The sequence below is a fragment of the Ignavibacteriales bacterium genome, assembly GCA_016214905.1.
Lineage (GTDB): Bacteria > Bacteroidota > Ignavibacteria > UBA10030 > SZUA-254 > PNNN01.
On sequence record JACRMQ010000003.1, the window covers coordinates 43,110 to 56,003 of the forward strand.

Genomic DNA, 12,894 nt, shown 5'->3' on the forward strand with positions numbered 1-12,894 from the left:
AGTCTTAACAAGAATTTTACTCAGGATTTTCATCTATGCCAAAATTAATATCACAACCTACGATCATCAATGCTGCTGGTAATTTGCCAAAACGTATTGAAGAGTATATTGGTCATGTAAATTCCGGGCATAGTGCGGTAAGCGTGGCAAGAATGATCGCACCAGTAGGCTGGGTTGAACCGGGCCAGCGACCTGAATTTCAGGAGATCACTGTCATGTTGCGTGGGCGTTTGAAAGTGGAACATAAAGGTGGAATTATAGAAGTAAACGCGGGCCAAGCTATTGTTACAGAACCCGGTGAGTGGGTGCGATACAGTACACCGTACGAAGGCGGAGCCGAGTATATTGCCGTTTGCCTTCCGGCATTCTCCCCAACCATCGTGAATCGAGATAAATGATTTTTTTTGTCAAAGCCGTTATTTAATCAGCGGTTCAATTACAATATTAATAACTACGAGGAAATAAAATGAAAAGCGTAACAACAATAATCTTCAGTTTGTTTTTTGTACCGGCAATTTTTAATCTCTCTTTCACCCGTCGCATCTAATGACGCGGAAGATGGCAAGGCAAAGAACCGTCGTGTGGAATTGGTTAAACAGTGATAACTAAAGACAACTGAAAAATTGTTTAAGAAAAAGCAAACTTGTCACGCTGAGCTTGTCGAAGCGTGAAATTGGATTAACATGTCATGGTTCGACAGGCTCACCATGACTATTATTCTATTTTTCAGATGTCTCCACTAGTAAATAGCATTAAACGCAACTAACCGGGATGTTTAAACGTAATACATAGGAACAAATAAAAAGGAATGTTAAATGAGTAAAATATTAAAGTTTGGCGAAGATGTTGCAGGTTATAATATCCCTGTTTTAAATGAACGTGAAGTCAGAGCGGCGGCAGGAATACTTTTCTTACTTTTGTTTATCTCTTTAGTGGTAATCTTATCAAGCGGAAATTTCTTGCTGATAAAATATGGAATCACCATGTTTCTCACAGATTTTTTGATCCGGGTTTTTATTAATCCAAAATATTCTCCATCGTTAATAATCGGACGTTTGATAGTCAGGAATCAAGTGCCTGAATATGTCGGGGCACAGCAAAAGAAGTTCGCGTGGATAATCGGTGTTGTATTGGCGGCAATAATGTTCATTCATATGGTAATAATGAATGCGTATAGCCCGATAACAGGTATCATCTGTTTAATCTGCCTGATATTCTTATTCTTCGAATCAGCGTTCGGGATTTGCCTGGGTTGCAAATTCTATTCATGGATTTACAAAGAAAAAGCGCAATACTGCCCGGGTGAAGTTTGCGACGTAAAAGCCAAGCAAGATATTCAAAAAACATCCGGTGTTCAGATGCTTATTGTTTTAGGATTTGTTGCATACATTTTTCTGACCGTAGTTTTATTCAATGATAACTTTAGTCAAAAACCATACGACTTGTTTAGAATCAACACTGTTGAGCACACCAAATAAAGAATAGAAAGTGCACATGTGAAAGCAGTTGTTTGTCATAAATATGGACCGCCCGAAGTTCTTCAGATCGAAGAGGTGGAGAAACCTGCCCCGAAGGAGAATGAAGTACTGATAAAAGTAAAAGCAACAACAGCGCACATAGGTGATACCAAAATTCGGCGTTTGGAGCCCGGTTTAGGACCTGTCACAGATTTCTTTTTCAAGTTCTTGATGAGAATCGTGGTTGGTTTCAAGGGACCAAGAAAAAAAATACTTGGGATGGAACTTGCGGGAGATGTTGAAGCAATTGGCAAAGATGTTGCACGGTTTAAGATAGGTGATCCTGTTTTTGCATCGACTGAATTTAGATTCGGCACTTATGCCGAGTATTGTTGTATTACTGAAAATAGAATTGTTGCAATGAAACCATCCAACATGTCGTACGAGGAAGCCGCACCTGTTTCTAACGCCGGATTAACCTCCCTGATTCATCTTAGAAAAGCAAATATTCAACCGGGTCAAAAGGTGTTAATCTATGGAGCTTCAGGCAGTGTCGGCAGTTATGCAGTACAGATTGCCAAGCACTATGGAGCAGAAGTTACAGGAGTTTGCAGCACCGCGAATTTAGAGATGGTGAAATCGATAGGAGCAGACAAAGTAATCGATTACACGAAAGAAGATTTTACACAAAGAAGTGAAACTTATGATGTCATTTTTGATGCAGTGGGAAAAATTAAATCATCAAAACGTAAAAAGTCTTTGACAAAATCAGGAGTTTATCTATCCGCTCTTGCATTGTCTGGTAACATCATATTGAAAGTCGAAGACCTGATATTTCTCAAAGAACTCTGTGAAGCAGGAAAGCTAAAAACGGTAATCGACAAACGCTACCCATTTGAACAAATTGTAGAGGCACACAGATACGTAGATAAGGGACATAAAAAGGGGAATGTAGTGATAACTTTGGAGCATTAAAAACAAATGATTTGAAAAGTGTTTTTAGTATTCGTAGGTATAACTGTTATTTTGTTAGGTTTACTTATTATATTTATTTAAAACCGTACGATCAATTAGTTTATAAATACAGGCATCTTTTCTCAAAATATCGTATCTTAATACATGAGCGAAATCAATTTAAATAGCGTTGAAGTCATCAACATTTATAGTAAGTATTACGTGAAGACCCTCCGTATCTTTGGTTCGATGGCACGTGGTGATTTTCGAATAGATAGTGATATTGACCTTCTTGTAACATTTTCGAAACCTGTTTCACTATTACAAATGGTTGGTTTAGAAAGAGAATTATCGGCTGTCATAGGACGAAAGGTGGATCTTTTAACTACCAAATCTATCAGCCGTTATCTGAGGAATAGAATAGTAAAGGAGTCTCGCCAAATTTATGCCGCGCGATGATTCTATATATCTTAAGCATATCCGGGATGCGATCCTTAAGATTGAGAATTACACAAATCGAATCTCTTCTGCCTCTTTTCAAAAAGATACACTCGTTCAGGATGGGGTAATCCGTCAAATCGAAATTATCGGGGAAGCAACAAAAAGATTATCGAAGCAAATCCGAGAAGTGAATCAGGATGTGCCGTGGGATGATATTGCCGGAATGCGTGATAAGTTGATTCATGATTATTTTGGTGTCGACATAGAAAAAGTTTGGCTTACTGTTCAAAAAGATATTCCAATATTGAAAAAGCAAGTCAACTTTATCCTGAAAAGTCTTTAAGTCCCATATCCGCGCTTTAACTGGGCGCTGAACAAATTTAGAAGTAATCGGTGTAAAATTGTTCGTCCGATTATCGAAACATATTATCTAAATGGGAAAACATTATGTTGAGAAAATCCATTCTTTTAATATTTATTATCATCACAGGTATCGGTCATAATATAAACGCGACCGAAATTTTTACTGCAACGGATTCTCTTCCCGATGTTTTTCCTCTCAGCGTCGGTAATGAATGGACATACATTTATTCATTGGATAGTTACAACGAGATAGCATGGAGTTATAAAGTAAACGGCAGTGTGAGATTACGAATTATTGAAAAATCTATCATGGGTGATTCAATCGTGTGGAGCATAAAAAAAACGAATAACTTGATTAGTGATCATAATGGATTGATCTATCATGATACAAGCATTAGCACTTTTAATTTCGTTGAAATGCAAAGTGGGGATCATCGTATTCTCAGTCCAGGATTTCCTTTTTACTCGATGCCGTTTGACTCTACGTTTATAACCCGATACTCCGCAGTTGATTCATCTGGTAGCTATAGTTTTGTGATCGATAAAGGTCGGATGAAATATACATACACGTTTAAAGAGGGAATCGGTGCAACATCATATTCTGCGATGGATATGTGCATATGTTTAGACTATTGGAATGCATCTTACGGCCTTATAAATTATCAAATCAATGCTGTAGAAACAAATCGAGAAATGAATAACATAACAGAATTTAAACTTGAGCAAAATTATCCCAATCCATTCAATCCAATAACAACTATAAATTATAAATTGCCGGTAGATGATCGGGTAATGCTTAAAGTATATGATATCCTTGGACGTGAAGTAGCAATTCTTGTAAATGAGAATAAGAAGCGTGGAAGCTATGAAGTTGAGTTTGATGGTTCAATGCAAACGAGCGGTGTGTATTTTTATACTCTGCAAGCAGGTAATTATATCGGTACTAAAAAGCTCTTACTGATGAAATGATAATCAACTATAGCTCAAAGAATAAATCGGATTGATCTTGATGAATATGAAGGTAATCATAAAACCCGCTGAAGATGATGCGATGATTCAGTTGGCAAAAAAATTATTTTTGGAGTATGCTGAATCTCTGAATTTCAATCTCTGCTTCCAGAATTTTGAGAAAGAAGTTGCTGGTCTACCTGGTGATTACGCGGAGCCGGATGGCAGACTTCTGCTATTGTATTACGGTGATCTACCGGTTGGTTGCGTTGCACTCAGGAAGGTGGTGGATAAAATATCTGAGATAAAACGTTTGTACGTTATGCCGAAATATCGCGGTAAAGGATTTGGTAGAAAACTCGCGCTCGAAGTTATTCGGCAGGCAAAAGAGATCGGCTATGAAAGAATGAAGCTGGATACGATTCCATCTATGAAAGAAGCAATTGCACTTTACCATGAGCTTGGATTTAAGGAAGTTTCTGCTTACAGGTACAATCCGGTTGAAGACGCAATTTATATGGAACTGGATTTGCAAAAAAGGAGAAGCGAGTGAAACGCGATTTACAATCGATAATATCTTCATCTCCGATCATGCTGACGGAAGGATCAATCATCGAGCGGTTGAGGAGAGAGTATTTTTATGAATTACATCCGCACATCCTAAATGCGAATTGCATTTACGATCAGGTAGGAAGGAAAATACTCGAAGAAATTTATCTTCAATACATTGCGATAGGGAAATCGAAAAATATTCCTTTGATACTTTTCACACCTACATGGCGGGCGAACCCTGAACGGCTCGGTAAATCGGGTTGGATGCTCAAAGAGGTGAACGGAGAAAATTTCAGGTTCATTGATTCACTGCGGAATGAACAGGGAGTCTATACCGAAAAAATTTTGATTGGAGGATTGATCGGTTGTAAAGGAGATGCATACAAACCGGAAGAGGCGTTGAGCGTGGATGAAGCATTTCATTTCCATCAAACGCAAACACGCGCGTTAGCGAATGCAGGTGTAGATTTTTTATTCGCGGCAACGCTGCCTGCTTTTACTGAAGCGTTCGGTATTGCCAAAGCGATGGCGTTAACGGCCATTCAGTATATTATCAGCTTTGTTGTTTATGCTGAAGGAACGCTGCTCGATGGTACGTCATTGAAAAGTGCGATTGAACAGATAGATAAGCAGGTTACTCCAAGACCGTTCGGATATTTTATCAATTGTGTTCATCCCACTGTTTTCGAAGAGGCGATTAATAATTCCCAAAATTCGTCAGCAATTGTCAGAGAGAGGATACTTGGCTTACAGGCGAACACATCTTCTAAAAGACCGGAAGAGTTGGATGGGAGTGTGGAATTGATTTCGGAAGAACCCGAACAATTCGCCAACTCAATGATTTCACTCAACAAAAAATATGGAATTAAAATACTGGGCGGGTGCTGCGGCACCAACAATAAGCATATCTCTGAAATGACGAAGGTGTTAGATGAAAAGCAGCTTGATCAATTTATTTCAAATAGAGATATGAAGAAATAAATTTCGTCCTCGGTACGATATAAATCATCTCTCCGATTATTTCCAGCGGACTCACGAGTTTGTTAAATGTAATTTCAATTTTCTCCTGTATCGTGTCGGCGCTTGCAGTTGAGAATTTTACAGGTATAACAAGCGAGCTATCAGGAAATGAGTACCAATAGATTTGTTTTTCCTGTTTTCTGGTTGTACGGAATTGAAAAGGTGCATCGAATGCGTTCATCTCTTTACCGTTGATTGAATAAGCTATTGAAACCGTAAACGGACGGGATGCTGTTGTAATGTTTAGCTCAAGATCGTAATGAGAGGTAGTATCGGTTTGTTGCTTTTTTATTTTCCTTTCGATTTTCACCCAATTCGAGTCAAAATATTTCCCGGGATCAATAATAATCGAAGTCACATTTGCCGCAATCAGCGTGTCACGTCCGCCGCCTGAAATTTTGATTCCGCTCAAATACTCAGGACTTTCGACAGAGATTTTGCTCAACCGGGTATCGAGATTATACTCCTGATTAATTTTAATCTCTCTTTTCCATAAGTTATTGAAGGAAGGTGACGATACTGAAATTGCCGTAAGACCGATGAAGCATACCGCCAGAGTACCAAAAGCGTAACGAGATCTCATCTTTCTTACAATATTTAGGCTCGATGGAGAATTTCTTATAACTGCGGCGGCGGCAAAAAGAAACGGCAAAATATAAATAGTCAGTAATACAATTACACCGGTGTTTGCTAAGAGCCATAGACCGGTACCGGGAATTTGTACTTTAGCGATTTCATGAAAAAAGATTTCGCTCCATTCTGAAAATACCAACCTCAGCATCCAAACAGGAGAAAGAACCAATAAGACAATTTTCAAAATCGGATTGTGAATCAGCATTGCCAGAGATATCAGAAAAAGAGCAGCAGCAGGTTCAACTGTGAGTTTCACATTTAGGAAGCCAAGGACCGCAATGTAAAGTACAAGTATTATAACCGACCGTTTGAAAAAATAGTATGGACAGTCTGCAAGTGGTAGTTTTGAACTTAACCTTAATCCAATCCAACCGCCAATCAATAATCCGAGTGCAGATAAAAAATAATATAATTCAATATTCGTATACCACGGATGACGGATTCCTTTGATTAATCCGATTACATCCGATGAGAACCATCCGCAGGAAATTATTATCAGCGAAAAGAAAAATATCTTCAGTCCTGACCAACGAAAATTAACAGTACGGCGACGCTTACGAACGATGATGACAGCGATAAGCGTCAGGACAAGGGTTAGAAAAATGAATGTCCACAAAATCCAATAGGATAATATGATCGGTGTGCCTCCGACGAGATAAAGCCAGTATTTTTCCAGTTTCGGTGAAGGGATGTCTTTATCGAACCGCGCAATCAGTTTTAGAACAATATCGCCCGAGCGTTTTAAACCCGTAGGATCAAAGTTTTCAAAATTATCCTGAGCGGTGTGCACGGGATAACTCACATCAGATATAAAAGCAATAGCGGGAATACCTTTTTGCAGGAATGGTTCATGATCGGAACCGGGACCATCAGATATCGCGTGATTCATAGAAAAGAAATGTGTGGGATAACGGAGATTTGAATATCCGAGTTTACCGTGTTCTTCAACCGCCGCTTGAACAAGCCATCGTGGTGCACTTGCACTTCTGTGAGCATCAGGATCAATATCGAGGGGACCTCTACCGTCAGCCATATCGATCTGGATCATCAGGTTGACACTGTCTATATCAGAAAAATTACTGACGAAATGTTTAGAGCCAACGAGTCCTTTTTCCTCACCTCCAAAACAGCAAAATACGATAGTGGAGTTATGTTTACTTTTAGCTAATACTCGTGCCGCTTCTAAAACTACAGCAACACCCGATCCGTCATCATTTGCGCCGGGGATTTCAGGATCGGATGAATCTATATGTCCACCGATTACAAGGCTTTTCTTTGAATATCCGTACTTCATTCCAACGGCAACACCGCTTGGAGTATTTCCGCCGCTGTATCTGTCGATCGGCATTATGTAAGCGGTATCGCAGCCGTACTCGAGGAATTTTTCTGCGGCATATCTGAGGGCTTCTTGCTCGGCGGATGAGCCCATTGTCCGCGGACCAATATCAACACTTAAATGCTTTAATATTGAATGCGCATTTTCCTGAGAGAATTCGGTTTGAGATGATGAATGAATTGACAGAACAAATATGCAAAAGATTAATCCCAATGAATTCCGAAGAATCATGTCAGATTCCTTTTGTAGAAATCCAACAATTTCAAATGATATTTTTCGCCGCCAATATCCCATGTGTTATTATGAGCGGCACCTTCAATAGGGAAAATATCTTTCGGTGGATTCGCCTGCTCGAATAATTTTATCGAGTATTCAAATTTGATGAGAGGATCAACCGTTCCGTAAACAAATAATACCGGAACTTTAATATTTTTTACTGATTCGATCGGGGAGACATCGCGTGCTTTGAATTTTGCTCTCAGCTCGGAATGTATAATGACAATATTGCGGAGATAATGGAACGGAAGTTTAATAATTCGTCTCTGGTAATCGTCGAAGATTTTACGTAGAGCGGCGAACGAGTTTTCAGAAACGACGGCAGAAATTCGCTTATCAATCGCGGCTGTTTGGATCGCGATAGCCGCGCCCATCGATGTGCCGAACAATCCGATCTTGCCGATGTTAATATCTTTACGCGCCGACAAGTAATCGATGATTTTGATGACATCGAATTTTTCGTAGAAGCCGTATGTGCAGTGAGTTCCTTCGCTGTCGCCGTGCCGCCGTAAATCGAATAAGAAGACATTGAAATTATTATCATGCATCAGTTTGGCAAATCGCAGACCGTCAATTTTGCAATCAGCAACTCCATGTATGTAAACGATAGTTCCCTTCGCAGTCTCCTTCGATTTAATAAACCAGCAGTTTAGCCGGAAACCATCGACCGATTCAATGAATATCTCTTCACAATCGAGCATCATTTCTTTTGGATTTGTAGGCAAACCGAGTTTAGAGTAGAAATCTGCCTTCCTGCGCCGTGGTTGAAGCAGAAGGGTAGGACCGATGATGAAAATAATGACCGTCACCGAGATCAGGAAAACAGCCAAAGCAGCAATAAGTGCGATTAGCCAGGTCATTATTGTGTGATATTTATTGAGGAGTCTATAAGCATGATTTTTAATATAGGAAGTGATTGAATTGGAAGCAAGATGGGGAAATATGAGATATGAGTTGTTGAGCGGAATATTTATTCTTCGTATATTTCTTCCCGTATGAATCCACCTAAAAATATTGCTATTGTCCACGATTGGCTGGTAAGTATGCGCGGCGGGGAAAAGGTGCTGGAGGTGCTGTGCGAGCTTTTTCCGGATGCCACCTTGTTCACGCTTGTGCATGATAAACGTAAATGTTCTCCGGCAATTGAACGGATGAATATCAAAACGTCATTTCTTCAAAAACTTCCTTCATCGACAAAAAAATATCAATATTATCTGCCACTATTTCCAACGGCAATCGAGCAATTTGATTTGAGCGATTTTGATCTTGTGATATCGAGCAGTCATGCCGCGGCAAAAGGTGTTCGCGTAAATAAACGCTCGCTTCACATCTGTTATTGCTACACGCCGATGCGCTACATCTGGGATCAATACGAGCAATATTTCGGTAAAGGGCGCGCTTCCCTTATCACCCGGGTCGCTATGAAATTCTCTTTGAATTATTTACGAAGGTGGGATGTGGCATCTTCCAGGCGGGTTGATGAATTTATCGGAATATCGAATGCAATCCGTGAGAGAATTAGTAGGATTTATAACCGTGATGCGGCTGTAATCTTTCCGCCGGTTGATATCGATAGATACTCCATATCGAAACAGGACGGTGGATACTATCTGATAGTCTCTGCGCTTGTGCCGTATAAAATGGTTGATCTTGCTGTTGAAGCATTTAATAAATTAGGTGAACGACTGATTATTATTGGTACAGGGAATCAGGAACAGAGATTAAGAGCGATAGCAAAAAAGAACGTTGAATTTCTCGGCTGGGCTAATGACGATACTGTTAAGAAATATTATGAAGGGTGTCGCGCTTTAATCTTCCCCGGGGAAGAAGATTTTGGAATCGTTCCCGTTGAAGCGATGGCATGCGGTAAACCTGTTATCGCGTTTAAAAAAGGGGGCGCGCTCGATACTATGATAGATGGTGTTACAGGTTTATTTTTTAACGACCCGACTTCAGAAAGCTTAGCGCGATGTGTCGGTGAATTGTCGAAGCGTAATTTCGATCAATATAAAATTCGGGAACACTCTCTTCAATTTGAACGGAAGATTTTTAAAAAAGCAATCGGTCAGTTTATTGAAACTAAATGGGAAGAACATATTAAAAAATCAAACGGTTAATTTTTGCTTTTAGGTTCAAAAATAGATACTTTTGACAATTGAAAACAACGAAATATCTTTTGTGAAAATAAGCTCGCTGATCATATCTTTAATTCTATTCTTGATTCTAACCGGTGGATCGGCGTTGTCTCAATCGAACTATGTTGTTTATCCAACCTCTTTCTCAAACGGAAATAAAAGCACGGAGATTCAAGCCGATCGACCGAAAATCGGTTTAGTCTTGAGCGGCGGCGGCGCGCGCGGATTGGCACAAATCGGTGTTCTTAAAGCTTTGGAGAAACACGGAGTGCATATCGATTTGATTGTTGGAAATAGTTTGGGTAGCGTTGTCGGCGGATTGTACGCTTCGGGTTACACAACGACTGAAATTGAAAGTATAGCATTACATACCGATTGGGTAGAGTTATTATCTTTTGCAGAGGAAACAAAGCGGACGGATCTTTTTGTAGGTCAAAAACAATCGCAGCAGGAAGGATTTTTTTCAATCCGGTTCGACGGTTTAGAACCGCTAATCCCATCGTCAATCTCAGGTGGTCAGCGTTTGCTGAATTTTTTTTCTCACCTCGCATTGCAGGCGATATATCATCCGGATCCGAGCTTCGATGATCTGAAAATTCCATTTCGGGCAGTCGCAACCGATTTAATCTCCGGTAGAAGAATTATATTAAACCAAGGATCGCTCGCAGAAGCGCTTCGTGCCAGTGTTACCGTTCCTCTGCTCTATTCTCCCATCAAAAAAGATTCATTGGTATTGGTTGATGGTGGATTGAGATCAAATATTCCTGCCGATATCGCCCGCGAGCTTGGATGCGATGTTGTTATAGTTGTTAACTCTACAAGTTCCATGCGCAATCAACAACAGATGAAAGCGCCGTGGGAAGTTGCGGATCAAATAATGACGATAATGATGCAGGAATCTAATCGCGATCAATTGAGACTCGCCGATATTGTTATCACCCCAAAAACTCGTGAGAGGATTGTTTCCGATTTTTCAAATCTTGATTCACTGATTATTGAAGGAGAACTCGCCGCGGATGGCAATATTCAACATATATTTCAAATTATTAAAGAGAAAACTGAGAAACATTCCTCTGATTCCGAATTCCGAAATGTGGTGATGAATTTTTCAGGTGAAGGTATTTCAGAATTATTGAAAACGACAATTATCCGCGAATCGGAGTTGGGAAATATTTCGATCTCACAGGTGCGCGGCTGGCTGGATAAAATTACCGCGAGCGTAGAAAATATAAACCCCTTTGCAGAAATATCACAATCGTGGGATACAGCGAAAATCTGTATTAATATCAGATCAAGAAAAATCATTCGCGAAATTCGATATCATGGAAATACTTTATTGCCGGATTCCGTGGTGCAAAAATGTATAAGTCAATGCATTGGTCATTCAATCGGTGATTCGGTTACTGTGAGCAATCGTGAAAATCTTCTGCGCCGATATCGGCAATTAGGTTATTCATTAGTCAGAATCGATTCGTTAATGGTTGATAATGAGGGAATATTATCATTCCGGATTAATGAAGGCGTGATTGGTGGCATCGAATATAATGGAAATGTGAAAACGCGTGATTACATTATCAGGCGGGAATTTCCTTTGGGGGTCGGAGATGTTTTTAATATTGACAAAGCTACACGCGGAATTATCAATATTAAAAGCACAGGTCTTTTCGATTATGTTTTTGTGAATGTGAAATATAAAAACGAATTACCGGTGATTATTCTGAATGTTAAAGAGCATAGCTCGGAACTCGTGCGTCTCGGTTTTCATGCTGATAACGAACATGGGATAGTTAGCACGGTCGATATTCGCGACGGAAATTTCCGCGGCGCATGGGAAGATCTGGGATTAGTTCTGCGCTACGGATACAGAGATTGGTTCGTTAAAACAGAGTATACCGTGAACCGTATTTTTCATTCTTACTTCACTTTCAATTTACGCGGGTATGTCACTTCACGGGATCTGTTTACATATTCGTACGCTACTGAAACTTCTACCGAACGTTGGGAAAGAATAGAATCGGGACGATACCGCGACATTCGTTATGGAGGATTAATGATGTTTGGCAGTCATGTTGCACGTCTCGGTAATGTAACGGCTTCACTTAGATGGGAACAACAGAAAATTAAATCGATATCGGGGACAGGTTATTCGCCGTTGAAACAACGGTTTGTAAGTCTTCGATTACAGAGCACAATCGACACTGAAGATAAATATTCATTTCCAACAAAAGGATTGATGTTCACAATATCGTTCGAATCGGCATCGAAAAAATTTGGCAGTGATGTCGGTTTCGGCAAGATTGGTGCCGTGTATGAAAATTATTTCACTGTTTTCTCTCAGCATACTTTGAAAGCAAAAATAACATTCGGTTTTGCAGACCAAACATTACCAATTACAGAGCAATACAGTTTGGGCGGTTTTCAATCGTTCTTGGGATTAAGGGATGATGATAGCCGCGGACGGCAAATGTTTATTGGTAATTTTGAGTATCGACTCAGGTTCCCATTCAAGTTAATTTTCGATACCTATCTTAAATTGAGATATGATTTGGGCACTATATCGTTGGTTCCCGAAGAGCTCAAGTTCAGTAATTTTCATCACGGGTTTGGTGCCGAGTTGGCGCTCGATACCCCGCTCGGTCCGGCTTCGTTCGGTGCCGGACAAAGTTTCTTCATACGAAAAAATCTTCCAAACTCTCCGATTGCGGTAGGTCCGATTCTCCTATATTTCTCAATAGGTCCATCGCTCTAATTATCGTTGCAATTCCCGGTTCGAATTCTT

The 12,894-nt window shown here is 40.0% G+C and carries 12 protein-coding genes; 10 read left to right on the forward strand and 2 right to left on the reverse strand.

Annotation, left to right across the window (positions count from 1 at the left end):
- Positions 1–35 precede the first annotated feature (35 nt).
- The 8 genes from HZB59_01325 to HZB59_01360 all read left to right on the forward strand — a co-directional run bounded on the left by HZB59_01325 (position 36) and on the right by HZB59_01360 (position 5,696).
- The gene (locus tag HZB59_01325) at positions 36–398 is read left to right on the forward strand and encodes a cupin (GenBank protein ID MBI5020055.1); all 363 of its coding nucleotides are present in this window, start codon (positions 36–38) and stop codon (positions 396–398) included.
- Between the two features lie 417 nt (positions 399–815).
- Complete coding sequence (locus HZB59_01330; protein ID MBI5020056.1) at positions 816–1,478, forward strand: DUF4395 domain-containing protein; 663 nt, start codon at positions 816–818, stop codon at positions 1,476–1,478.
- An 18-nt stretch (positions 1,479–1,496) separates the two neighbouring features.
- On the forward strand, positions 1,497–2,432 hold the full coding sequence (locus tag HZB59_01335; GenBank protein MBI5020057.1) for an NAD(P)-dependent alcohol dehydrogenase: 936 nt from the start codon (positions 1,497–1,499) through the stop codon (positions 2,430–2,432).
- A 144-nt stretch (positions 2,433–2,576) separates the two neighbouring features.
- A complete protein-coding gene (locus tag HZB59_01340) occupies positions 2,577–2,870 on the forward strand; it encodes a nucleotidyltransferase family protein (GenBank protein ID MBI5020058.1) in 294 nt (97 codons plus the stop codon).
- Positions 2,857–3,195 (forward strand): DUF86 domain-containing protein, encoded by a 339-nt coding sequence (locus HZB59_01345; protein ID MBI5020059.1) that lies wholly within the window; start codon positions 2,857–2,859, stop codon positions 3,193–3,195. The genes HZB59_01340 and HZB59_01345 overlap by 14 nt, the downstream gene beginning before the upstream one ends.
- 437 nt (positions 3,196–3,632) lie before the next feature.
- Positions 3,633–4,184 carry a T9SS type A sorting domain-containing protein gene (locus tag HZB59_01350; protein ID MBI5020060.1) on the forward strand — a complete coding sequence of 184 codons (552 nt, stop codon included), beginning with the start codon at positions 3,633–3,635 and terminating at the stop codon, positions 4,182–4,184.
- Between the two features lie 46 nt (positions 4,185–4,230).
- Entirely contained in the window at positions 4,231–4,716 is a 486-nt protein-coding gene (locus tag HZB59_01355) for a GNAT family N-acetyltransferase (GenBank protein MBI5020061.1), read from the forward strand.
- Between the two features lie 38 nt (positions 4,717–4,754).
- A complete protein-coding gene (locus HZB59_01360; protein MBI5020062.1) occupies positions 4,755–5,696 on the forward strand; it encodes a homocysteine S-methyltransferase family protein in 942 nt (313 codons plus the stop codon).
- On the opposite strand, the gene HZB59_01365 is transcribed toward HZB59_01360, so the two are convergent.
- Positions 5,668–7,935: a M28 family peptidase gene (locus tag HZB59_01365; protein MBI5020063.1), complete on the reverse strand. Its 2,268-nt coding sequence runs from the start codon at positions 7,933–7,935 to the stop codon at positions 5,668–5,670. The genes HZB59_01360 and HZB59_01365 overlap by 29 nt on opposite strands.
- Complete coding sequence (locus tag HZB59_01370; protein ID MBI5020064.1) at positions 7,932–8,840, reverse strand: alpha/beta fold hydrolase; 909 nt, start codon at positions 8,838–8,840, stop codon at positions 7,932–7,934. The genes HZB59_01365 and HZB59_01370 overlap by 4 nt, the downstream gene beginning before the upstream one ends.
- Before the next feature lie 135 nt (positions 8,841–8,975).
- Here HZB59_01370 and HZB59_01375 point away from each other — a divergent pair, with 135 nt between their 5' ends.
- Positions 8,976–10,097, forward strand: coding sequence for a glycosyltransferase (locus tag HZB59_01375; GenBank protein ID MBI5020065.1), 1,122 nt, complete (start codon positions 8,976–8,978; stop codon positions 10,095–10,097).
- A gap of 61 nt (positions 10,098–10,158) precedes the next feature.
- A complete protein-coding gene (locus HZB59_01380) occupies positions 10,159–12,864 on the forward strand; it encodes a patatin-like phospholipase family protein (protein ID MBI5020066.1) in 2,706 nt (901 codons plus the stop codon).
- Positions 12,865–12,894 lie beyond the last annotated feature (30 nt).